Genomic DNA, 24073 nt, shown 5'->3' on the forward strand with positions numbered 1-24073 from the left:
TAGAGGACAAGAAGTGAAGGGATGTCTATGAGCAGGATCATCGCGTTAATCATTATGTTGATTCCCGGCGTCATTGCGGCGGTTGGAATAAAGCTAATGAGGGATATGGTATTTGGGATTTTGCAGGAGCCATTTCCGTTTTTGTGGCTGCAATTTTTGGCAGGATTGCTGTTTTTTCTGGCAGGTCTTGGCTTTGTTGCAGGTTTTATTTTACATAGGGACCGAAAAAGAAATAAAGTGCAGCAAAAATTTCGAAAAGAAAATTCGCGAATAAAAGCAAGCGCCGAACACAATCGAAAGAAATAAGAAAGAGCTTTGTTTAAAATGTGACAAAGCTCTTTTCTGTTTATAACATGCTATTTTTAAAGGTCATTATTTTTCTGCAACTCATCTTTAATTTTGCATGCCTTGACAGGTTCATCGGTAAAAAACGCCGAGCATCCTGCCTTGAAAAGCCGTTTCATATCTGCTTCTTTATTGACGGTATATGGCCTTACAGCGATTCCATTTTCAATGCTTTCCTTTATGATTGCGTCAGGAGCGGCTGCCAGTTTGGGGTGAATTCCCTTAGCCTTGATCGACTGCGCATAAACCCAGGGCATATATAATCCGGCAGAATAAAGAGGTGCAATCTCTATTTCCGGGGCGAGCCGATAACTGTGAACAATGCTATAATGATTAAAAGAAGAAATAATCATCCGGCTTGACAGCCCGAAGCTGTGGACGAGCTCAATCACCTTCTCTTCCATACCTGGATATGGGATAAGGCCGTTTTTCAATTCGATGTTGCAAATAAGCTGATTCGCAGTCAACCATTCCAGCAGTTCTCGCAAAGAAGGAATCCTTTCTTTGCCTGAGAATTTTTTTTGTGAAAAAGCGGCATTGAGCTTGCGGATCTCAGCATAGGTGAAGTCCTTTACGAAGCCTTGCCCATCCGTATGCCCGTCAACCCGTTCATCGTGGATGATCACTGCTTCCCCGTCTTTTGTGAGCTGCACGTCAATTTCAATTCCGTCCGCACCGGCTTTGTCTGCTTCATAAAATGCGGTCATCGTGTTTTCCGGAAACAATGCCGAATAGCCGCGATGGGCAAAAATCTGTGTCATACATTCACTCACCTTTCATGATTGGAGGATATATTAATGAAACCCCTGCAAATCAGCGCCGAAACGGCTGTAAAAATTGCCGGGAAGCTGAATATCCCGTTAGAACAGGTTATGCATATGCCACAGCATATTTTTAATCCAAAAGCTGATCGAAATCGAGAAGGAAACTAATGAATAGTCCTGCGAAAAAGATGCTGAAACAAACTTCAGCATCTTTTTCTTTACTCATGGTGGAGTTGATTACCCATTGCATAAAAAGTGCCGTGGGTAGAAGAATGGATCCTTTTAATCATGACCTTAATCTGGATCACTGTTTCAGGATAGGCAATAACCCCCACTGTAACCTCGCCTTCCCCCTTTGCTTCAAGCAGTGATGTCAATGATTTGCGCTTCTGATCCAACCCGTTGAGCTTCTCAAGTTCTTCTTCATAATTCGATTTTGTCAGTTCATATTGATTTTTTTGCTGTTCATTTAGCTGATCCAATAAACCTTCATTTACAGAAAGCTGTTGTGCATAACGTTCAACATGGAGGGTTGCCATATCATATTCTGAAAACAGTCCCTCCAATTCCATCTGGATTAACTCTCTGTTAAATCCTTCAACATGAATATTCGTTTTCCTCTCGAGATGGTTGCCGACAATGCCGGCAACCACCTTCCCCTTTGCCTCAATCACACCGCCAATTAGCTTCCCCTTTTTTTCATGGGCCAAAACATTTCTGGCCTTTAAAAGGCTGCCGACTGAGTAATAGCCGATCGTAATATTTTCGCCAGCCTCGAGCGTACACTCATTGGCATGCTTTATAAAAATATTCTTCGCCGCTCTGATCTTTGTTTTCCCTTTACCAAAGGCCCCGCCCTTAATAAAAATATCACCGTTTCGCGAAGTGACAGACTCGACTCCGCTTAAGCCCATTGACCCGAGAATTGAGATATCCTTGTCCGCTGAGACGGAAAAGCCCTCCATTATGATGCCTTTAATCGTGATATTCCCGTTAAAATCAATATTTCCCGTTTCTATGCCAACATCGCCATTTACGATTAGATGATCCCCGACGGCGATGCGGTTTCCCTTTTTCTCGACAACTCCTTTTACAAGTGCGCGGAGAACAATTTTCCCGTCCTCTTCATGTTCCATGACCGTTTTTGCGTCATATAAAAGCTTCCTGTCTTTTCCCTTTTTCGGAAGCAGTATGTCACCATATATATTTTTTCCAGGTACTCCATCTGTCGGATGATGCTTTTCCCCGAGCCAATCCCCTTTTTCTACTTCGTCTAAAAAATGCATATCAAAATAGTCAGCTTTACCGTCTTCTTTGATCGTTGGTTTTCGTTCAGTCGGTTGAAAATAGGTAATTTGTGCATCTTGTCCGTCCACCGCTTCGGTGCCAGCTGCAATAGTAATATCCTTCTGGACTTTCAGCTCATGATCAATAACATAATAAAGAATTCCTTCACAAATCCCCCTTGATTCAAGCATGTTTTTAATTTCAGCTTTCATACGATTTAGATTTTCTTTCAAATGCTGTTCTGTACAATTTAACCTGATCTTTGCTGTCATGCTGTCTCTCGAGATTTCCAGGTCGACCGGCGGTTTTATATTGCCAATCTCAAGCTTTTCACAAAAACCCGCGTTCAAGGCGTCCTTTAAAGGCAGAAACTTTGTGATCGATATTTGCGGCAGCGTTTGCAAGGTTCGATCCAGTTTCACAAATGTCATTCCGCTTTTAAAAACCGTTAAAAAAACGGAACCGCTTTCTTCTTCAAGCAATATAGTTTCATCTCTATATAGTTCCATAGCACTCCCTACCAACTAGTCCTTTTTCTTCAAGTATATACGAACAGGAAAATTTTGCAGTAAAATGTTGATAAAATTCATAAAAATTGCTTCTTTGGGACATTATTTATCCACATTAATGGTTAAAATTTGCTGAAAATCCCCGTTATATCTTTAAAACCATTAGTAAAAGCCGCCATTTGGCGGCTTTATTCAAAACTTGTTCAATTAAATATGACTATGCAGGTTGTTTCTTCTCAGGAACTCCTTCCGCTGTTTCTTGAAGACGCTTCGTCTTTTTGATTTTTGGTACCGGGATAATAAAGCCGCTAAGCGGGATAAACTGCAGAATTCGAATGAAAATGACCGCTGTAAGCATAACTGCCATAAACATAAAGACAACATAATTTGCATTCCAATAATGTTCCGGGAGATGCCGTGCAAACAGATATAAGATCATTGGATGGATCAAATAAATTCCCATCGAATATTGGCCAATTAAGTATAGAGGCTTTTTGATCACATTCCATCTGGCCAGAAGCGGATAAATTCCAATCGTTGCAATACAAAGCAAAGGGATATTTGCCAGATTTGAAAGTCTTCTATTGGAAACAAAGCCATTCATCGTATATTCCACAACTGCACCTGCTGAAACGATCAATGCCAAAGCCAGCATTTGCCACGGCCGTTTCGTTGCAAAGTTCACAATTTCATCCCAGAAGTAGGCAAGAAATCCGCCAAAGGCAAAGTAAAAAATCCAGACAGGCATAAATGACTTACTGGCCAGGAATTCCCCAATTGCCCCTTCTATGCCAGGATTAAATCCATAAAGATTATAGCTGATTAACAATGAAATAAACGCAAACACCAGCAATAGAGTTTGGGTACGAAATAACTTTTGAATGAATGGAAAGATCAAATAAAATTGAACCACTATTGCAACAAAATATAGGTGATAGAAGGAATCCCCCAATAAAATTTTCTTGACTTCCGCTCCGTAGCCGTCCAATGCCTGATTGTCGTAATAGTAAAGAAGATAACGATAAGCCAGGCTCCAGATAAGAAATGGAATAACAATCTTGGACAGACGTGATTTCAGGAACCTGCCTAGTTCAAATCCTCTTCTTTTCACCTGATAAAAAAGAAGAAAGCCGCTAATAACAGCGAAAATAGGGGTGCCAAATCGTCCGATTTGATTAAGAAAATAGGTGAACCAGGTCCATGTCTCTTGATTCATTCCATAGTTCGCAGCAGAAACATGGACCCCAACAACCGACAGACATGCAAATGCACGCAAAAAATGAATCTCGTAAATATACTTCTTGCCCTCTTTGCCGGGACGCTTTGATTCAGCAGACATTGATGTTCTTCCTCCCTTATTCTCAAATCAACCCCATTTTAGTTCAAAAATATACAAAGATGTTGACGTTTATAAAAGTCTGGTCTTTTGTCCTGGATTCAAAAAAGGACCAAACGATGCATATAATTATTATGTAAACGCTATATTAGTATAAAGAGTTAGTAAGCATTTTTTCCTAATAAAATTCGTAAAGGAAAACTCGGTTAAAAGGTCATAGTTTATTCCAAATTATTCATTTCTACATTTTTTCAGGGACATACGTTTTGGAATAGAAGTCTTAGCAACAGGAATTTCTTTCATTATTTCTTTACCTATTAACATTGTGTAGAGTGAAGAAATAGATCTTTACTCCCAACTGATTGGGATGAAATATTCGTTAAAACCCCAATGTAATATTTTTGTTAGTTCCTTGTTATTGCCTTTGAATTTTTAACCCTTACAATAAAGAGCAAAGCAAAGAAGCATTTCAAATAAGCCTGTTAAAGAATCAGTTAAATTTTTCATCTTATTTGTTCCATAAAAAGGGAGTATTAATAGTGGTTAAGAAATTAGCTGTTTATGTTTTTATAATAGGATTATCCTTCTTCCTGTTTCCGCTCTTCTCACAAGATGAGACGGTTTTATTGAACGTAAAGGATTATGGAGCTGTCGGGGATGGAGTTTCCGATGATACAAAAGCGTTACAAAAAGCGTTACAAGATGGCGCTGGCCAGATCATTTATTTTCCTGACGGTGAATATAAAATAACGAAAGAATTACATATTAAGGGTCAAACAGAGATGTATGGCACCAATGCTATAATAAAAGCCTCTTCTGCCCTGAAAACCGTTATGAGGGTTAAAGGCTCAAATATTCGCATTCGCAACCTGACAGTTGACGGAAATGATACATCTTTGCGGGGAATTACTATTGAAGAAGGTTCCAGCAATGTATCGATTGTCAAAAGTACCATTAAAAATTTTACGCAGCCAAATCACCGCTCATTATTTCGGTTAACGGTAAGTGCGATTAGAATTCAAGGTGGAACTAGAAATATCATATTGGATCATAACAAAATCGAAAATGTGATGGCCAGAAACCCCGTAAAAGGCTGGGGGCATTTTGTTGCCAGAGGAATTCTAATCAGCCCGGCTTATAAGAAACAAGCCGCAAGTAAGAATATAAAAATCAGCAACTCAACCTTCAAAGAAATCGGCCCAAAAGATGATGGAGATGCAATTGTCATACAGGGCTTTAACGATAGAGTGAATCTGCAAATCTTAAATAATTCTTTTTCTTATATTTATAAAAGAGCGATTAAAATACAATCACCCGGAGTGCTCATCAAAGGAAATAAAATATTTAACAGCTTTTTTCAAAATAACTTCTATAGTACATATTCAGAGGAAAAAGAGTATGACATGTGGGCGGGTATATCCGTTTATGCGAACGACGTGACCATCTCGCATAACAAAATCGCTGGAGTAGGGAACTACGCAAGAATTATTGATGTAGCTAACGCAAGTGATGTACACATCATTAAAAATTATCTGAAAAATGGAGGCAAGGGATCCTGCAATCATTCGTCTATCATTGCTATTACCTCTAATAATTCAAAGCGGGCAATAAAAAACTTCACTATCCTGCACAATGTATTGATGAACGGCCGATATGGAGTGTATGCGAACAGTAAAATACCCGGGCTAAAGGCCTTGAACAATGAAATCATCAATGTAAAATACCACTAATATCTACCGGACTCAGGCAGTATAATAACAAAACAGGATAATATCTGATGAGTTTAGCGAAAGAAAATTATTGACTTTCTTTAAAAATCTTTTAATGCCATATTGCTAAAAAAATCAGGAAGACCAATGACAAAAAAGGCATTGGTCTTTAATTGTTGCAATCGGATAAAATTAAATTGGATTGTAAATTTAAAGCTAACGACCTTTATCCTAACCCTTTCAAGAAGCTTTATGTTCAAGTCTAAGCTTGTCAGCGACCATTGCAATGAATTCGGAATTGGTTGGTTTTGCTTTCGTCATGCTGACGGTGTAGCCGAAAAGAGATGAAATCGATTCGATATTGCCCCTGCTCCAGGCGACTTCAATCGCATGGCGGATCGCCCGTTCTACACGGCTTGCTGTTGTGTTGTATTTCTTCGCGATATCGGGATATAGCACTTTCGTAATCGAGCCAAGGAGTTCGATATCATTGTAAACCATGGAAATGGCTTCACGCAGGTACATGTAGCCTTTGATATGGGCCGGTACACCGATTTCATGGATAATGCTTGTGATGCTTGCGTCAAGATTTTTCGGTTTTTGTTCAGCAGGCGACCGATAATTTGAGGAAAACGGCTTTCTAACCATATTGGTTGATTTCCCGCTTACCTGGCGAATATGGTTTGCCAAATTTTCCATATCAAAAGGCTTCAAAATAAAATAAGAGGCACCAAGTTCAACAGCTTTCTTTGTGACATCTTCCTGTCCGAACGCGGTGAGCATGATGACATTAAGAGCTGGATTCGTCTTCATCTCACGGACCTGTTCCAAGACGGCAAGACCGTCCAAATGAGGCATAATAATATCTAAAACCAAAACGTCCGGATTGGTTTCCTCCACAATTTCAAGGCACTCCTGGCCGTTATGGGCAACGCCGACTACTTCCATATCCTCTTGGGAAGAAATATATTCCTCTAATAATTCAACAAGCTCCCTGTTGTCGTCTACAACACAAACTTTAATTTTCTTCACTTCTTGTTCCTCCTTGACTCCATTATGGTCTCTTTTCTTACCCATCTAAATTCTATTCTAAATGACAAATTCGACAATGCAACCTAAATTCCTTTTGTTTTTTAATATTTTCTGAAAAAGGGCATAAAATCACATTTTTCCTTTAAATTTCTTTGTCTTTCGACGAATTTCGCCTGTTTTAAAATTTGAAGTCAACACTTTGTCGAAAAATCTTCATTTTTTTTTGCCATCGGGCGCACATAATAAAAGATAGGCAGGATAACCTGCCTATTTAAGGAGCCAAACGGATCACTATCATTTTGTATTTAGCTTGCTTTTTGCTTTGGCTGCTCATATATATCGATGCCCGCTTCGGTTAGCATCCATTCAATGTGAACACCGTAGCCGGATGCTGGATCATTAACGAAAACGTGTGTGACAGCGCCAACTAGCTTTCCATCCTGGATGATCGGGCTTCCGCTCATTCCCTGGACGATTCCGCCCGTTTTTTCGAGCAGCTTCGGATCTGTTACTTTAATAACCATTCCTTTCGTCGCCGGAAACTTTTGCGGAATCGTGCTGACAATTTCGATGTCAAACAAGTTTACTTCGTCATTGTCGACTACCGTTAAAATTTTCGCGGGACCTTCTTTAACCTGATGCGATAATGCAATCGGCAATGGCTCATCATAGACGCCATTTTCAATATCTTTATTCAACTTGCCAAAAATCCCAAATGGACTGTTTTTGTTTATGTTTCCGATTACTTCCCGATCGGTTGAAAATCGCGCCAGCTTTTCGCCGGGATCTCCGTTGCTTCCTTTTTCAATCGAAGTAACAGTTGACCGGACAATTTGCCCATCTTCAACGACAATCGGTTTCTTTGTATCCATGTCGGAAATGACATGCCCCAATGCACCATACTTTTTTGATTGCGGGTGATAAAAAGTCATCGTGCCGATACCAGCTGCTGAATCCCGGATGTAAAGGCCAAGCTTATAGGAATTTTCGCCTTTTTCTTGCGTCGGCTTTAATTGTGCGCTGATCTTTTCATTCTCGCGGTTAATCGTGATATTAAGGGGTTCACCTTTGTTTCCCGCTTTTTGAACGACCGGGCCAACGTCCGTCATTTTCTCTATTGGCGTTCCGTTTATTTCAGTAATAATATCGCCGACCTTTATTCCGGCGGCTTCTCCCGGCGATACTTTCCCTTCCGGGGTTTCAACCTGGTGATGGCCTACAACTAACACACCTATCGTATTCAACTTCACTCCGATCGACTGGCCGCCCGGGTAAACTTTAAAATCCTTTAAAACATCAACATCAACTTTCTTGATGGGAAAACCCGCCAGCTCGAGGATCATCTCATTTTTTCCATATTCCTTTGCTTCGAGTGAGATTGACTCCCGGTCTTGAACAAGGTTAAGATTTGAATTATCTGAAGACAAACCAGCCGATACTGTCACAGCCTTGGGCAGATCGATCTGTTGTCCTTCAAAAATGGTAAGTTGTTTTGGAATTGACAAATATTCGTGAAAGGGCTTTAAAAATCCGATGGCAATTAATGAAACAAGGAGAATTCCACCAATTATCTTTCTGAGATGCTCATATATCAAATTTTTCACTCTCCTCGCTTCTAGTCCACACACTCGTTAAAAATGGCTACATCTATAATTTTGCCTGCTTCAGAGGCATTTATAACCGCTGGAAACTAAAGTTTTTATCCATTTGCCAGGAATGATTTTTGCAAAAGAGAAAAAGCTACCCATATGGATAGCTTTAATTTGCTGTTTTCAGTTCGTTCGCCAGCTGGAGAAGCTCTTCGGCATGCTTTTTGGTTAAATCGGTAATTTCGACGCCGGAAATCATTCGGCCGATTTCTTTAATTTTCTCAGGAGCGGTGAGCGGGGTAACTGTTGTTTTTGTCCGTCCCGCTTTCGTTTTCTTCGCAATAAACAAATGCGTATCGGCCATCGCAGCAACTTGCGGCAAGTGTGATATGCAAAGCACTTGCGAGTTCACCGATACTTTATAAATTTTTTCAGCTATCGCCTGGGCGACTCTTCCGCTTACACCGGTATCTACTTCATCAAATATGATCGAAGTAACTCCCTGATGTTTGGAAAAAATGCTTTTCAAAGCAAGCATGATTCGTGAAAGCTCTCCACCTGAGGCAATTTTTGAAAGGGGTTTGAGCGGTTCACCCGGATTTGTCGAAATGAAAAATTCGGCCTTATCTGAACCGTTTTTCGTGAATCCATCTCCTGCTGTGCCGAATTTTACCTCGAACACCGTTTTTTCCATGTACAGCTCTTTCAATTCTTTCATGATCAGCTTGGTCAGCTTTTTTGCCCAGCTCTTGCGAAGATCGGTCAGCTGTTTCGCTTCCAATGTCAAATCCTTCCGCAGTGATGAAAGCTGTTGTTCCAATTGGCCGATATGCGTTTCCTTGTTTTGCAGCGTTTCGATTTCTTCTTCAATCCTTGCTGCATATTCAAGAATTTCAGCAATCGTGCTTCCGTATTTACGTTTTAAAGCATTGATTTCCGTCAATCTTTCTTCAATTTCGTTTAAGCGGCCCGGATCAAACTCGAGGAGATCCAGTTCATTGCGAAGCGACCTTGAAACATCTTCAAGGGCATAAAAGCTGTTCGATACTGTTTCATACATTTCCTTATAAGCCGGGTCAAGATCTGCTGCATCCTGCAAATGCCCCATCACAAGCCCAATCCAGTCAAGCCCATTTTGTTCGCCTTGCAGGGCTGTATATGCTGATTGGACGGCTGCAAAGATCCGTTCGAAGTTCGCAAGCTTTTGTTTTTCTTCGAAAAGCTCTTCATCTTCATTAACCTTCAAATTGGCAGCCTGGATTTCCTCAAACTGAAATTGGAGTAAATCGAGGCGGTGGGCCATTTGCTGTTCATTTTCACTTAAATTTTTCAGTTTTCCTTGTGCCGTTTGATAAGCGCGGTATACTTGCCGGTAATCTTCAAGAGCAACAGAAATCTCCTCTGCACCGAACTGGTCAAGCAACGAAATATGCATCGTGTCATCCATTAGCTCCTGATGCTCGTGCTGCCCATGAATATCAATCAGCGTGCTGCCAATTTCCCTCAACGTCGAAATCGTAACGAGCTTGCCGTTTATGCGGCAGACACTTTTACCGTTTTTGGCTATATCGCGGCGAAGGATCACCATTCCTTCTTCAATCTCTATTCCAAATGCTTTTGCCTTTTCGCAGCATGGGTGCCTGTCATCATCGAGAACAAACAGCCCTTCAATCTCGGCCTTTTCTTCGCCGTGACGGACAAATTCTGATGAGCCCCTGCCGCCGACAAGCATATGGACGGCATCGATAATGATCGATTTCCCTGCGCCCGTTTCTCCCGTTAACACAGTCAAACCCTTTTGAAACGGTATCGACAGGGCTTCGATGATTGCGAAATTTTTTATGGACAGTTCATTTAACAAAAGACGTCACCTCGGTTAGAGCATTTCAAGAAAACGGTCTGAAATTACGTTTGTGTCTTCAGGTGTCCTGCAGATGATCAAGATTGTATCATCACCGCAGATCGTTCCAAGTATTTCTTCCCAGTCAAGATTGTCAATTAATGCCCCGATCGCCATCGCATTGCCCGGCAGTGTTTTCATCACCAGTAAATGCCCGGCATTATCGATCTTCACAAATGCATCCATTAGTGATCTTTTTAGCTTTTGCAATGGATTGAACCTTTGATCGGCCGGCAAGCTGTATTTATACCTGCCATCCATTAAAGGCACTTTCACTAAGTGAAGCTCTTTAATATCGCGGGAAACGGTAGCCTGGGTTACGTTAAAACCTGCACGTTTCAGCCGGTCAACGAGATCATCCTGGGTTTCTATATCATTGTTTGTAATTAAGTCACGTATCTTAATATGGCGCTGTCCTTTATTCATTCCTATCACCTCAAAAGCGAATCGTAACAGTTTTCTATTATTTATGTTAGCCCATTTCTGTTATCTTGTACATTTTTTCTTAAAAAACGACACGGATTATTCACTGCAGGGGATTAAATGCGTTTTTCATGTTTAGTTTGATACTTTTAACCGGAACTGAAACATAACCTTATCGACAAAAAAAGGAATAAGCATTTCGCTCATTCCTCTGCAGCTTGTTTTGACTTTAATTCAGCATGGGCCTCCTCTACCACTTGCGCCGGTGGAATTGCGAGCTCATTCTGCCCTCTTTCCTGTTCACCTTCCCAATCAAGATGGAGCAGAAATTCAATATTGCCATCGCCGCCGGTGATTGGCGAGTAAGAAAGGTTTTTTACATTAAAGCCGATGCTTAGTGAAAAATCTATGATTTTTTCAAGGACGCTCTCATGGACTTTTTTATCCCGGACAATTCCCTTTTTGCCAACCTGGTCTTTTCCTGCCTCAAATTGCGGTTTGACAAGGGCTATGACATCGCTGCCTTGCACAAGCAATGTTTTTAGCACAGGTAAAATTAATGTCAGGGAAATAAATGAAACATCGATCGTTGCAAAGCTCGGCATTTCCCCTTGCAAATCTGCAGGCGTAACATAACGGAAGTTTGTCCGTTCCATAACGACGACCCGCTCATCCTGGCGCAATTTCCAGGCGAGCTGGTTATAGCCGACGTCCAGTGCGTACGAGAGCCTGGCCCCATTTTGCAGGGCGCAATCCGTAAAGCCCCCGGTCGACGAGCCGATATCAAGCATCACTCGGTCACGGACATCGACATCGAATATCTTCAAAGCTTTTTCAAGCTTTAATCCGCCTCTGCTGACATAAGGCATAACGTTGCCTTTTACCGTAAGCGGCAGGTTTGCATTCACTTTTTCGCCCGGCTTATCAAGCCGTTCCTCATTGCTGTACACAAGGCCGGCCATCACAGCCCGTTTTGCTTTCTCCCTCGTGTCGAACAAGCCTTTTTCTACAAGCAGTACATCTAAGCGTTCTTTTTTGCTTTTCATCCTTTAAGCCCTTTTTTGTTTTTTTCTGGCGAGGATTTTCATTTTCTGCACGACATTCTCTACGGTCATCCCAATTTCTTCGAGGAGCTCAGTCACACTTCCATGCTCAATAAATTGGTCTGGAATACCCATCCGTTCAATCCGGGCGTTATGGTAGCCGTGATTATGGGCAAATTCAAGTACGGCGCTGCCAAAGCCCCCCTGTAAAACAGCTTCCTCGATGGTAAAGACCGGCATCGCTTCATTGAGAATGCCTTTAAGCATGTTTTCATCAAGAGGCTTGATAAACCTCGCGTTGACCACTTTAACGGAGATCCCTTGTTTCTCAAGAATCGCAGCTGCTTCCATTGCCATTGGGATCGTTGTCCCGAATGTCAGGATCGCCGCATCTTCCCCGTCTCTTAAAATCTCCCAGCTGCCGATTGGAATTGTTTTTAATTGTTCATCCATCGGAACGCCAATTCCGTTGCCGCGCGGGAAGCGCATAGCAATTGGTCCGTCATCATATTTTAACGCGGTGTTTACCATATGACGGCCTTCGTTTTCATCCTTCGGCATCATCAATACCATATTTGGCAGATGCCTTAAGAAGGCGATATCGAATACACCCTGGTGGGTTTCGCCGTCCGCACCGACCAGTCCGGCCCGGTCAATGCCGATAAACACATTTAAGTTCTGCCGGCAAATGTCGTGGACAACCTGGTCATATGCTCTCTGCAAAAAAGTTGAATAGATCGCCAAAAACGGTTTCATATTCTGGGTTGCAAGCCCTGCCGCAAGTGTCGCAGCATGCTGCTCGGCAATGCCGACATCATACATCCGATCGGGAAACTCACTTGCAAACCCTTCCAGTTTGGAACCGACAGGCATCGCCGGTGTGATCGCGACAATCCGCTCATCTTCACGGGCCAACTGCCGGACCGTCTCACTGACAAGCTTGCTCCAGGCTGGAGGCGGATTAATCGGCTTGACAAAATCACCCGTTTCAATTTTATAAGAGCCCGTACCATGCCACGTACCGATTTTATCGTTTTCAGCTGGTTGGTATCCTTTACCCTTTTTCGTAATAACATGAAGCAGGACCGGTCCTTCAGTCTTTTTCGCATAGCTTAAATTCTCAAACAAATCTTCATAACTATGCCCATCGACAGGCCCGAGATACGTAAAACCCAATTCTTCAAAAAATATTCCGGAAACAAGCAAATATTTCAAGCTGTCTTTTACTCTTTCCGCGGTCGAGGCAAGGCGCCCGCCGACAGCCGGAATTTTCTTGAGAAGCATTTCAAGCTCGTCTTTTGCCCATCGGTATTTGCCTGCTGTCCTTAATCGGCCCAGAATATTGTGGAGCGCTCCGACATTAGGGGCAATCGACATTTCATTATCATTCAGGATCACGATCATATCCTTTTTTTCATGGCCGATATGGTTGAGCGCTTCGAGTGCCATCCCGCCTGTTAAAGCACCGTCTCCAATCACCGGAACAATAAACGAATCCTCTTTTTTCAAGTCTCTGGCGATGGCCATCCCCATTGCTGCTGAAAGAGAGGTTGAGCTATGGCCTGTTTCCCATACATCGTGATCGCTTTCGATTCTTTTCGGAAATCCGCAAAGTCCTTTGAACTGGCGCAAGGTATCAAATTGCGAAGCCCGTCCCGTTAAAATTTTATGAACATAGGACTGGTGCCCTACATCCCAGATGATTTTGTCCTTCGGGCTGTCAAAGCATTTATGCAACGCAATCGTTAACTCAACAACGCCCAGATTGGGGCCGATATGCCCTCCGGTTATTGAAAGCTTTTCTATTAAAAATTGGCGGATATCATCGCTGAGCGCTTCCAATTCTTTTATTGATAAATCTTTTAAGAATTCCGGGTCTTTAATGTTCAATAGATCCATATTCGGATCACTCGCTTTCATCCCTATTTCGTTTGTAATTAATTAATTTCAACAAATGCCGGTGCCCATACTGGTATGCGCGGCACAAATTCCTGTTGCGGGGAGAATCTGATTCCGGTGATTATCGTTTTCCCTGCAAACAGAAATACAGTTTTAAAAATAGCCGCTAACACCGAAGTGTAACGGCATATTGGCACTTGTTCAAAAATATGCTTTCCTCATAAACTTAGCTTTTGTTAACGGTTAATAAAGTAACCCAATTATATCATATGCCCAACACTGCCTCAAATTTACTAATGGTTCCGGTCTGCAATCAAATCAGCAATCTCTTCCAAAAGGACGGTATATAACCCGGTTTCCATTAGAGTCAGTTTTGCTTTGTGAATATGCCCGGCTAATTCTTGTTTTGCCCCTTCCATCGTCAGCAAAGAAGGATATGTACTTTTTTGGTTGTTCATATCACTGCCAATCGGTTTGCCAATCAGTTCTTCACTTCCTTCGAGGTCTAATATATCATCCCTGATCTGGAATGCAAGGCCTAAATGGTAGGCATACTTGGTCAGCTTGTCGATTGTGGCTTTGTCAGCACCGGCCAGCAGCGCTCCGGCCAGCACGCTGTACATCAACAGCTTTCCAGTTTTGTGAACATGAATATATTCTAATTCTTGTTTAGACAGTGCCTTTCCTTCGCCTTCAAGATCGGCCGCCTGGCCGCCAACCATGCCTTCCGCCCCTGCCGCCTTTGCGAATTCAATGATCAGCTCAAGCTTTGTCGCAGACGAAGCGAATTGTTCCGGGGTTTCAGCAATCAGTTGAAAGCTGTATGTTAAAAGTGCGTCCCCTGCCAAAATCGCAAATGCTTCCCCGAACACTTTGTGGCTGGTCGGTTTTCCCCTGCGCAAGTCATCATTGTCCATGCTCGGCAGATCATCGTGGATCAGCGAATAGGTATGAAGCATTTCAATTGCCGCAGCAGTGTTCAGCCCCTTTTGGCTCGTTTGCCCGAAGGCATGGAGCGTCGCAAACAGTAAAAGCGGACGAATCCGCTTCCCACCTGCTTCGAGAGAGTAAAGCATGGCTTCCTTCATAATCGCCGGACCTTCGATATCATTTATCGATTTCCGCAGCTGTTCTTCAAGGAGCTGTTTATGTTCGTTTGCAAAAGAAGCAAAAGATTGATTGTTCAAAAGGCTATTCCTCCTCTTTGATGGAGAATGGCTCCGTCTTTCCTTCCTCAGTTAAAACCTGGGTCAGCTGTTCCTCCACGCTTTTCAATTTATCATGGCAAAGCTTTGAAAGCTCCATCCCTTCTTTATAGATCGAAATCGCCTCTTCAAGAGGGACATCGCCCTCCTCCAACCGGTCAACGATCACTTCCAGTTTCTCCATCGCTTCCTCAAATGTTAGTTGTTTTTCAGATGCCACTGTTCTCGCTCTCCTTTATATCTATTACTCTGCACTGCATATTGCCATCTGCCATTTTGACTTCAATTGATTCGTCCTTTTTTACCGCAGAGATGCTTTTCACCAGTTGGCCGTCATCTTTATAAACGAGACTATAGCCCCGGTTCATTATTTTCAGGGGACTTAATGCTTCAAGCGTTGTTAGCATGCTGTGAAGATCCTTTTGCTTATTTGTATGAATGTTCCCCAATGCTTTGTTTAATGCCCGGTTTGTTCTTTTATAGCTGGCAGCGGCTTCGCTTAAAAGCTCGCGCGGATGGACACGGTTCAGCCGCCCGAGCGCGAGCCGGTGCTGTTCCGTTTTTAAGGCGAAAAGCTTTTGCGCTCCTTTGACAAGCTGTTCCGTCCGCTTATCGACCTGTTCGATTTTCTGCTCGTACAGTCTTTGCGGATAGCGAAAGGCGTAAGATTTTTGCAAACGGTTCAAGCGCTGATTTTGCGCGGCGATTTTTTCCTTCATCGCGCGCAGCAGCCTCGTCCGCCGATTCATAATCCTTTCCATTAAATCGTCTATATGCGGGACCGCAAGCTCTGCGGCGGCCGTCGGTGTGGGTGCTCGCATGTCGGCGACGAAATCGGCAATCGTATAATCCGTTTCATGCCCGACGGCTGAAATGATTGGAACGCGCGATTCAAAAATTGTTCTTGCGACAATTTCTTCATTAAAAGCCCATAGTTCTTCAATCGAACCTCCGCCACGGCCGACGATCAGCACATCGATTTCGCTGTTGCCATTCGCCGTTGCAATCGCCTTTGCGATCGACGGAGCTGCCTGCTCTCCCTGCACTAACGCAGGAATGATGATGACTCTCGCAATCGGATAACGGCGCTTCAGTGTTGTCAGGACGTCACGAATCGCCGCTCCGGTTGGCGAGGTGATGACCCCTACTGTCTGCGGGTATTTTGGGATGCTTTTTTTATACTGGGGTGAAAACAGCCCTTCCTTCTGCAGCTTTTCTTTCAGCTGCTGATAAGCCAAATACAGCTCGCCGATTCCATCCGGGCGCATTTCCTTAATGTAGATTTGATACTGGCCGCTCGATTCATAGACGGTTATATCTCCTTTCACCAGCACCTTCATTCCGTTTTCCGGTGAAAACTTCATCGCACGGTTCGAGCTCGAAAACATGACGGCAAGAATCCGGGCTTTTTCATCCTTTAACGTAAAGTACATATGGCCGCTCGAATGCTGCTTAAAATTGGAGATTTCCCCCTTCACGAAAACGTCCTGCAAATGGGGATCAGCATCAAATTTTCTTTTTATATATCTGGTTAAAGCGTTGACGGTTAAAAAACGCTGTTCCATAAGCAAACTCCTTTAAATTCTGCCTATATATCCTGGCAAAAAAACTGTCCCCATCTATTATAAGGTTTGAATCTCTAGCCGTCACCTCTCCGGGGTTTCGAATATTAAGATCCATCCTGATAATAGACAGGGACTAAACTGGGTCAATCGGTTTTTTGCTGCCTTTTTTGGAAGTTACCGGCTGATTTCAATGTATTGTGCATAAGCATGGTGATTGTCATCGGTCCCACTCCGCCAGGAACAGGCGTAATGAAGGCTGCTTTTTTGCTTACTTCTTCAAATGCAACATCACCGCAAAGCTTGCCTTGATCATTGCGGTTCATCCCTACATCAATGACAGCAGCCCCTTCCTTCACATGGTCTGCTGTGATTAAATTGGCTCTGCCGACAGCCGCAACAAGTATATCTGCCGTTTTTGTAAAAGCTTTTAAATCCTTTGTCTTTGAGTGACAATATGTAACAGTAGCATTTTCATTTAGAAACAGCTGCCCTGACGGCTTTCCGACGATGTTGCTCCGCCCGACGACAACAACATGCTTGCCGGAGATTTCAATATTCATTTCTTTAAGCATTACCATAATGCCTGAAGGTGTACAAGGCACAAATGCATCCTGGCCGGTCATCATTCTCCCGATGTTAACGGGATGAAAGCCGTCGACATCCTTTTCAGGCGAGATTGCTTCGATCACATTCGTTTCATTGATATGTTTTGGGAGCGGAAGCTGAACTAAAATGCCATGGATCGAGTCGTCATTATTCAGTTCTGCAATTTTGGACAACAGCTCTTGTTCTGTAAGCGACTCGGGATATTTGACTACGACAGAGTGCATCCCCAGCTCTTTGCTTGCTTTCTCCTTGTTTTTCACATATGTACTTGATGCCTGGTCATTTCCGACCAATATGACGGCAAGGCCCGGATGTACATTTAATTTCTTTAATCTGGCCACATCATCGGCAATTTCCGCGCGCTTTTTTCGGGAAATTTCTTTTCCATCAATCAATTGGGCTGACATACATTTCCTCCTGTTTTCATATTCCATACCGCTTTACTGCTTCAGACAGCTGTTATGTTAATTGCTGTTTAATCCTGGACAATACTCCGTTGATAAACCGGCTTGATTGTTCATCTCCATACAGCTTGGCAATTTCGATTGCTTCATCAAGAACGACATTAGGCGGAACTTCTTCTTTACAATAGGCCAGCTCAAAAGCGGCCATTCGCAGTAAATTCCGGTCAACATTTGCCAGCCTTTCAAGCGTCCAATTCTCAAGATGAACTTTAATCATGTCATCGAGTTCTTCTTTATGCTGGACAACACCTGACACCAGCCTTGTTAAATACTCATCGTTTGGGGCGTCCTCCAAAACGTGTTTGATGGCCGCTTCCGGCTCAGCCTGACTAACGTCAATTTGAAAAAGAGCCTGGAGTGCCTTTTCTCTTGCTGTTCTTCTTTTCATTTGAATTATGTGCTCCTTTTTAAGGAAAAATTGTTTTTTGTGTGTCAAATTTCATTAAAAAAATGACTTTTTCGCTGTACCTCTCGATTCATAACAAGATAATAGCACAAGTCGTCTCGCTCTGCACGGTCTCTTTCGTTATTATTGCAGATTATTGTCTGTTGGTTGGATCAATCTTGTTTTTCTTATCAAAAAACCAAAGACAGCGAATGTCTTTGGTTTTTTTGTATCAAATCTCTTCAGCTTCTTCAGCTTCCTGCTTTTGGTTTTCAAACTGGATGCCGACAACATGAATGTTTACTTCTTCTGCGTTCAGAGCCGTCATATTCAGCAATGCCTGACGTATGTTGTCCTGGATTTTCTGGGCAACGTGCGGGATTGAGACGCCGAATTTCATCAAGCAATAAACATCAACCTTGATTCCTTGTTCGGTAAGCTCGACTTTCACGCCTTTGCCATGGTTTTTTTTGCCGAGCCTCTCAACTACACCGGTTGCGAAGTTTCCGCGCATTTGCGAAACTCCTTCCACCTCTGATGCGGCAATTCCGGCAATCACCTCGATTACTTCCGGGGCAATTTCAACTTTGCCGAGCCCAGTATTCTCTTTGCTCACTTCAAGAATGTTATTTTCGCTCATTCCATGCACCTCCAATTATTTATCCGATTTCATCACATCATACAGTTCCAGAAATTTCGTATTGAATTGGCCATCCACAAATTGTTCATGGTCCAGCAGCCTTAAGTGAAAAGGAATTGTTGTATGGATGCCTTCAACCACAAATTCATTCAGGGCTCTTTTCATTCTGGCAATCGCTTCTTCACGGCTGCTTCCGTATGTGATGACCTTCGCAATCATTGAATCGTAGTAGGGCGGGATTGTATATCCGGGATATGCAGCCGAATCAATCCGGACTCCGAGTCCGCCTGGCGGTAAGTACGTGTTGATTTTTCCGGCTGACGGCATAAAGTTCTTTTCAGGATTTTCGGCGTTAATTCTGCATTCGATCGCCCAGCCGGTAAAGGTGACTTCATCCTGTTTTAAGCGAAGCTTTTCTCCGGACGCCACCCTGATTTGTTCCTTAATTAAGTCGACGCCTGTGACCATTTCGGTTACCGGGTGTTCAACTTGAATCCTTGTGTTCATTTCCATAAAATAAAATTTCCGATTGCGGTAATCATATATAAATTCTACCGTGCCAGCGCCTGAATAATCAACTGCTTTGGCCGCTTTTACTGCTGCATTTCCCATTTCTTCACGAATTTCCCCGTCGAGGGCCGGTGAAGGGGTTTCTTCGAGCAGTTTTTGCAGGCGTCTTTGGATCGTGCAATCGCGTTCGCCGAGGTGGATAACATTCCCATGCGTATCAGCGAGGACTTGAATCTCAACATGGCGAAAATCTTCGATAAATTTTTCAAGATAAACGCCCGGATTTCCAAAAGCAGTCAAAGCTTCCTGCTGGGTAATATTAATGCCTTTGATGAGCTCCTGCTCTGTTTTGGCGATGCGGATTCCCTTTCCGCCGCCGCCGGCTGTTGCTTTAATAATAACCGGGTAGCCGATCTTATTGGCCAGCTTCACACCATCATCGACCGATTTAAGTATTCCTTGCGAGCCCGGAACAATCGGAACGCCGGCTTCGCGCATCGTTTCCCGTGCAATATCCTTCGTGCCCATTTTTGTGATGGCTTCGGGACTTGGGCCCACGAAAGTGATATTCACTTCCCGGCACAGTTCAGCAAAGTCGGCATTTTCGGCAAGGAATCCATAGCCTGGATGGATCGCGTCACAGTCGGTCAATTTGGCAACGCTGATGATATTTGTAAAGTTCAAGTAGCTGTCCTTTGAAGCTGTCGGTCCAATACAGTATGCTTCATCAGCAAGCTGGACATGAAGGGCTTCCCTGTCAGCTTCCGAGTATACGGCGACCGATTCGATGTTCATCTCGCGGCATGCACGGATGATCCGAACGGCTATTTCTCCTCTGTTTGCAATTAACAGTTTTTTTATCATGATAAAATTTGCCCCCCCTTATTCAGGCTTAACCAGAAATAAAGGCTGGCCATATTCTACGAGCTGCCCATCACTCACTAAAATTTCAACAATTTCGCCATTCACTTCAGCCTCGATTTCATTGAACAGCTTCATCGCTTCGACAATACATACGATCGAGTCATTGGTAACCTTGGATCCCACTTTTACATATGGAGGAGAATCTGGTGATGACGATTGATAAAAAGTCCCAACCATTGGGGACGTGATCTTATGTAAGTTCGCAGCTTCAGCAGCTTCTTCTTCCCTTGCTGCCGGTTTTTCAGCTGCAGGAGTTTCCTGTTTAACTTCAAATACGGCAGGTTGCTGTGATGTTACAGTGGTTTCCGCAACAGGGATTTGATTGATTGGCTGAGCAACCACAGTTGTTTCTGCTTTGTTCTTCTTCATTTTAATTTTTGAACCATCTTGTTCAAAAACAAATTCGTCAATGCTTGATTGATCAACAAGCTTTATCAGTTCACGTATTTCTTGTACCTTCAACATGATTACACCTCTGTCCTTTATAATTAAGACTAACTTCTAATATCATACGATAAGACCTGCTCAAAGTTCAACATTGTATTCGGCAGGCAAAAAATAAAAAAGCCTCTCGTCTCTATTCTAATATTTTTTTTAATAGTTGTGAATTTTTCCGAAAGGGTTTTCATTACAATTTATCGAATAATGGTTGCACACCAGGGGAGAGGAGCAAATACGAAGCAAGGTATGTATTTTAACAATACCTGTAGTTGCCCGGCGCTCTTTCATGGTTCAATGAAGAATTGTCTTCATAGAAAAAGCATCGGCTCTCCATACCGATGCTTTTTCCCATGCAAGGATAAATCCTTGTCTGCTGAGGCTAAAATTTCCAACCCACTGTACTAAGCGGCTTGAGAACAGCCTATTTGGAACCATGGAACCTGACAGCCACGTCTTGCTCATCGATCTCTGATCTAACCATTTGGATGATTTCATTCGCCGCTTTAGGGGTATGTTCTTTCGCTTTAATCGTAATCATGACTTTGTCGCCATCAGCACGTACCAGCGCATCCTCATAACCCGCCGCGATGATCAATGTTTCCAAGATTTCTTCCTTTTCGGCAATCGCATCCAGTTCTTTCATTTGGTCGTACGCTTCGCTTTTTTCCGCGGCAGTTAATTCGGAAGAAGCCATCATCTCTGTTAATTGCTCCTTCAGCTCGCTGCGCTTGTCGTTAAGCTCAAGGCGGAGCTCTTCAAATACTTCATCGCTTGCAGCACCGGAAATGACCATGCTTTCGTCCTTTGACTCGGCTGCCGGAGTATCCGGTGCATCATTTTTAGCTTCCTGGGGATTTTTTGTTTCCTCCACCCCTGCGAAGTCATTGCTTTGCTGTTCAGGAGAAGTAATGTAATAGACGGACAAAACGACTACTAAACTTAACATTGTTAACAACCAGACTGTTTGCTTTTTCAATAACATTTATGAATCCCCCTTTGTTTTCTTTGGCATCACTGAAACTCTGTGACTCGGGACGTCCAGCACCCTTGATACCGCTTCTTTAATCCACTTTTTCACTTCAACATTATCTGCGCCCTTAGCAACAATGAGCACACCGCGGATCGCCGGCTTCTTTGTTTCCACCACGATCGGAACTTCTTTTTCCCCATTGCGGATAATCACAAGCTGCTCATCCTCTGACATATCTTCAACCATGCGTTTCCCGCCTTCCCGGTCAGTTTCCTCGGTTATTTGGGATTGAGTCACCGTGTTTTTTTCGAGAACTTTTTTTTCGGTGGCATCAACATTGACGACCACGGAGACGTCATCTACACCGACAATCTCTTCAAGGGCTTCTTTCAACTGGACTTCGTAAGCCTCTTCATAGTCTTTAATCACGCTATTTCCACCAGGACTCTTGTGTCCAAACGCTTCAACATCTTCGCTTTTCTGTTCCTGACTGCCAGTCATCACCGGCAGGGCGGATTCAGATGGTTTCTCGTTAAAGAGCATATTGCTTATTAGCATAATGGCAGCACCGAAAAGCAGGACTAACAGTAAGTAATGGTATTTACCCGGTTTTTTATCAGCTTGTTTGTCCCCGAAAAACTGTTTTTTTAACCATGTCAACGGCCCTTTATCCTTGTCCATTTACTTCGGTATTCCCCCCTTCAATCGTCACTTCGATCATGCTTTCATGAACATTCCACTTTTGCGAGAGAAGAGAAACGATTTTGCTTGATTGATTGCCAGGTCGCTTTGATGGAAGAGGTTGTTCTGTGTTGATTTCTATTTTCTTTATTGCTTCAACTGCTTCGGGTTCAGCTTCCGGATGTTTCAGAAGAACGATGACTTTCTGCAGGTTTTTCGGGAATTCATGCTGGTTTTGTTCGTCTGCTAAAACATCAATTTTAGCAATTTCCAATCCGTACTGTTCCATCAACTCCTCTTTTGCGCCCTGTTCCATTTGGACAGCCATTTGTTCTAAAATATATGCATGTTGGGATGCTTGTATTTCTGTTTTCTGCATTTCTATTAAATTTTCCATATTTTTTTCGCGCTGACTCTGAAGTACCGGGACCGAAGCAAGGGCCGCTTCAAAATCAGAAGAAAACAATTTTAGAATCGGCGTTAAAATAATGGCAATTAACAGCAAGCCGGTGACCATTTTTGTATACTTTTGAAAATTGGAGCTGGGGAGCAGCATATCAATCACAGTTGCGAGCAACACGAACAAAATAATATTCGTTATCCATTCTTTGATAAAATCCATGCTTCTCCCCCTATCGGACCATCATCGTCAAATTGCCGGCGGCAATGATAACGGTAATGCTTAAAAAGAACATTAACGACACGATCGCCAGCGCAGCGAAAACGTAAATCACACTTTTGCTGATCACATCAAGGCAGGAAATAATCGGCCCCCCGCCAAGCGGCTGCAAAATCGCAGCGGCAAATTTATATATAAAGGCAATCATCAAAATTTTAAGAGCAGGAAACGCAACGATTAACAGCAATATAATCACTCCGGCGATTCCAACTGTATTTTTCAGGAGGACGGAAGCGCTAATCACTGTATCCGTCGCATCGGTAAACATTCTCCCGATAACCGGTATAAAATTGCCGGTTATAAACTTTGCTGTCCTGAGCGTGACTCCATCCGTGACCGCAGTTGATGCACCCTGGACAGAAATAACGCCCAAAAAAACGGTTAAGAACAGCCCGAGCAGGCCGATGCTCCAATTTCGCAGGAGCTGGGCCAACTGGGTGACTTTATAATGTTCGGTTAAAATGCTGACAATGCTGAGCAGCGCAGATAAAAAGAGGAGCGGCAAAACCACGTACTGAATGAGCAAGCCGCTCGTATTCATCAGAAAAAGGATGACTGGATGAAAAAAAGCCGCCGAGACCAGCCCTCCTGAAGCTGCAATTAATGCAAGCAAAAGCGGGACAAGCGCAAGAATGAAATGAATCATCGAGCTGATCGCCTCGTTCGTATAGCTGATCGCAACGTGAAAGCTATTTAAAGCAATGATCATCAGCACGATAAAGACAACCGCATAAGCGACTTTGCTTACGTTGCTTTTCTCAAAAGCATTTTGCAGCGATTGTAAAAACATGCTGAAAATCGTCAGCATGATTAAAGAGCCAAGCAGTTTCCCGTTGACAAGAAATTCGTGAAACAAAAATTTCAAGCCGCCTGTGAACCACTCCTGTAAAGAAAATTGCTTGTCCCCTTTAATAAAATCGTACAGGCTTCCTTTTTGGCTCTCGGGCAAAAACCCTCCGTATTCGCTTAGGATATCTTCCCAGAATTGCTTGAGTTCATCTATATTGAGCGTATCAAGCTGGACATCGGCCATCTCTTCTGCATTTAATGCGGGATTTGGCTGATCTTTTTCGGGTGAGGCTTGTACGGCTGGAACGAATACAAAGGACAATGTAAAAACAAGGATGATCAATAGCTGCCGCCGCTGCTTCATGGTACCACCTCTTT

The 24073-nt window shown here is 43.1% G+C and carries 22 protein-coding genes and 2 pseudogenes; 3 read left to right on the plus strand and 21 right to left on the minus strand.

Features of this window, described 5'->3' with window-relative positions:
- Positions 1–27 precede the first annotated feature (27 nt).
- Entirely contained in the window at positions 28–306 is a 279-nt protein-coding gene (locus CU633_RS15830) for a DUF2627 domain-containing protein (RefSeq protein WP_101661558.1), read from the plus strand.
- 56 nt (positions 307–362) lie between these two features.
- Here the strand turns inward: CU633_RS15830 and CU633_RS15835 are convergent, their stop codons facing one another.
- Positions 363–1106, minus strand: a complete 744-nt coding sequence (locus tag CU633_RS15835) for a glycerophosphodiester phosphodiesterase (RefSeq protein ID WP_101661559.1) — start codon at positions 1104–1106, stop codon at positions 363–365.
- A gap of 36 nt (positions 1107–1142) precedes the next feature.
- Between CU633_RS15835 and CU633_RS15840 the strand changes: the two are divergent.
- Positions 1143–1284, plus strand: a pseudogene (locus CU633_RS15840) (YycC family protein).
- 43 nt (positions 1285–1327) lie between these two features.
- On the opposite strand, the gene CU633_RS15845 reads toward CU633_RS15840, so the two are convergent.
- Together CU633_RS15845 and CU633_RS15850 are read right to left on the minus strand one after the other, a co-directional pair.
- Entirely contained in the window at positions 1328–2905 is a 1578-nt protein-coding gene (locus CU633_RS15845; protein ID WP_101661561.1) for a DUF342 domain-containing protein, read from the minus strand.
- A gap of 217 nt (positions 2906–3122) precedes the next feature.
- Positions 3123–4244, minus strand: a complete 1122-nt coding sequence (locus tag CU633_RS15850) for an acyltransferase (protein WP_101661562.1) — start codon at positions 4242–4244, stop codon at positions 3123–3125.
- A gap of 536 nt (positions 4245–4780) precedes the next feature.
- Here CU633_RS15850 and CU633_RS15855 point away from each other — a divergent pair.
- A complete protein-coding gene (locus CU633_RS15855) occupies positions 4781–5971 on the plus strand; it encodes a glycosyl hydrolase family 28-related protein (protein WP_180954995.1) in 1191 nt (396 codons plus the stop codon).
- Between the two features lie 219 nt (positions 5972–6190).
- On the opposite strand, the gene spo0A is transcribed toward CU633_RS15855, so the two are convergent.
- The 18 genes and pseudogenes from spo0A to spoIIIAE form a co-directional block, all read right to left on the minus strand.
- Entirely contained in the window at positions 6191–6982 is a 792-nt protein-coding gene (gene spo0A, locus CU633_RS15860; RefSeq protein ID WP_101661564.1) for a sporulation transcription factor Spo0A, read from the minus strand.
- 305 nt (positions 6983–7287) lie between these two features.
- Positions 7288–8586 carry a SpoIVB peptidase gene (spoIVB, locus tag CU633_RS15865; RefSeq protein WP_374703381.1) on the minus strand — a complete coding sequence of 433 codons (1299 nt, stop codon included), beginning with the start codon at positions 8584–8586 and terminating at the stop codon, positions 7288–7290.
- A gap of 154 nt (positions 8587–8740) precedes the next feature.
- Positions 8741–10432: a DNA repair protein RecN gene (gene recN / locus CU633_RS15870; RefSeq protein WP_101661566.1), complete on the minus strand. Its 1692-nt coding sequence runs from the start codon at positions 10430–10432 to the stop codon at positions 8741–8743.
- Between the two features lie 15 nt (positions 10433–10447).
- The gene (ahrC, locus tag CU633_RS15875; protein WP_101661567.1) at positions 10448–10897 is read right to left on the minus strand and encodes a transcriptional regulator AhrC/ArgR; all 450 of its coding nucleotides are present in this window, start codon (positions 10895–10897) and stop codon (positions 10448–10450) included.
- Positions 10898–11097: 200 nt separating this feature from the next.
- Positions 11098–11940: a TlyA family RNA methyltransferase gene (locus CU633_RS15880; protein WP_101661568.1), complete on the minus strand. Its 843-nt coding sequence runs from the start codon at positions 11938–11940 to the stop codon at positions 11098–11100.
- Positions 11937–13836, minus strand: a pseudogene (gene dxs / locus CU633_RS15885) (1-deoxy-D-xylulose-5-phosphate synthase). Before dxs ends, CU633_RS15880 begins: the two are co-directional and overlap by 4 nt.
- 293 nt (positions 13837–14129) lie before the next feature.
- On the minus strand, positions 14130–15023 hold the full coding sequence (locus tag CU633_RS15890; protein ID WP_101661570.1) for a polyprenyl synthetase family protein: 894 nt from the start codon (positions 15021–15023) through the stop codon (positions 14130–14132).
- A 4-nt stretch (positions 15024–15027) separates the two neighbouring features.
- Positions 15028–15261, minus strand: a complete 234-nt coding sequence (locus CU633_RS15895) for an exodeoxyribonuclease VII small subunit (protein WP_101661571.1) — start codon at positions 15259–15261, stop codon at positions 15028–15030.
- Positions 15251–16606 carry an exodeoxyribonuclease VII large subunit gene (xseA, locus tag CU633_RS15900; protein WP_101661572.1) on the minus strand — a complete coding sequence of 452 codons (1356 nt, stop codon included), beginning with the start codon at positions 16604–16606 and terminating at the stop codon, positions 15251–15253. The genes CU633_RS15895 and xseA overlap by 11 nt, the downstream gene beginning before the upstream one ends.
- Positions 16607–16749: 143 nt before the next feature.
- Complete coding sequence (gene folD / locus CU633_RS15905) at positions 16750–17619, minus strand: bifunctional methylenetetrahydrofolate dehydrogenase/methenyltetrahydrofolate cyclohydrolase FolD (RefSeq protein WP_101661573.1); 870 nt, start codon at positions 17617–17619, stop codon at positions 16750–16752.
- A 52-nt stretch (positions 17620–17671) separates the two neighbouring features.
- The gene (nusB, locus tag CU633_RS15910) at positions 17672–18064 is read right to left on the minus strand and encodes a transcription antitermination factor NusB (RefSeq protein WP_101661574.1); all 393 of its coding nucleotides are present in this window, start codon (positions 18062–18064) and stop codon (positions 17672–17674) included.
- A gap of 229 nt (positions 18065–18293) precedes the next feature.
- On the minus strand, positions 18294–18701 hold the full coding sequence (locus tag CU633_RS15915; RefSeq protein WP_101661575.1) for an Asp23/Gls24 family envelope stress response protein: 408 nt from the start codon (positions 18699–18701) through the stop codon (positions 18294–18296).
- A gap of 15 nt (positions 18702–18716) precedes the next feature.
- Entirely contained in the window at positions 18717–20075 is a 1359-nt protein-coding gene (gene accC, locus CU633_RS15920; RefSeq protein ID WP_101661576.1) for an acetyl-CoA carboxylase biotin carboxylase subunit, read from the minus strand.
- 18 nt (positions 20076–20093) lie between these two features.
- The gene (gene accB, locus CU633_RS15925; protein ID WP_101661577.1) at positions 20094–20600 is read right to left on the minus strand and encodes an acetyl-CoA carboxylase biotin carboxyl carrier protein; all 507 of its coding nucleotides are present in this window, start codon (positions 20598–20600) and stop codon (positions 20094–20096) included.
- A gap of 397 nt (positions 20601–20997) precedes the next feature.
- Positions 20998–21558 (minus strand): SpoIIIAH-like family protein, encoded by a 561-nt coding sequence (locus CU633_RS15930; RefSeq protein WP_101661578.1) that lies wholly within the window; start codon positions 21556–21558, stop codon positions 20998–21000.
- Positions 21559–22227, minus strand: coding sequence for a stage III sporulation protein AG (gene spoIIIAG / locus CU633_RS15935; RefSeq protein WP_101661579.1), 669 nt, complete (start codon positions 22225–22227; stop codon positions 21559–21561).
- Complete coding sequence (gene spoIIIAF, locus CU633_RS15940) at positions 22214–22849, minus strand: stage III sporulation protein AF (protein ID WP_101661580.1); 636 nt, start codon at positions 22847–22849, stop codon at positions 22214–22216. Before spoIIIAF ends, spoIIIAG begins: the two co-directional genes overlap by 14 nt.
- Positions 22850–22859: 10 nt before the next feature.
- Complete coding sequence (spoIIIAE, locus tag CU633_RS15945; protein WP_101661581.1) at positions 22860–24059, minus strand: stage III sporulation protein AE; 1200 nt, start codon at positions 24057–24059, stop codon at positions 22860–22862.
- Between the last annotated feature and the right edge of the window lie 14 nt (positions 24060–24073).

The sequence above is a fragment of the Bacillus sp. V3-13 genome, from assembly GCF_002860165.1.
Taxonomy (GTDB): Bacteria; Bacillota; Bacilli; order Bacillales; family Cytobacillaceae; genus Bacillus_BJ.